At 73.8% G+C, this 229-nt stretch carries 1 pseudogene; it reads right to left on the minus strand.

Annotated features, from left to right (window positions below):
- A pseudogene (locus tag BEK98_RS47100) lies at positions 1–229 on the minus strand (histidine kinase); the annotation flags it as partial.

Consider the following 229-nt stretch of genomic DNA (forward strand, 5'->3'; position numbering starts at 1 on the left):
CGAGCCGGTCGGCGAGCGCGTCCTCCCGGTCGGCTGCTTCGAGCGGGCCGAGGGGTGTCGTCTTCGAGACCCGTTCGGCGGTGCGTTCCTGGAGGCGGACGAGTGCCAGGGTGTGATCCGCGTACGGCCCGACCGCGATCGCCGCGAGCTTGTGCCGTAGCCCGGCCATCCGCTCGCGCAGTGCGGACGTGGCGCGCACGGCCGCGGCCGCCGGGTTGTTCAGCTCATG

It is taken from the genome of Streptomyces diastatochromogenes (assembly GCF_002242805.1).
In the GTDB taxonomy this organism is placed as follows: Bacteria; Actinomycetota; Actinomycetes; order Streptomycetales; family Streptomycetaceae; genus Streptomyces; species Streptomyces diastatochromogenes.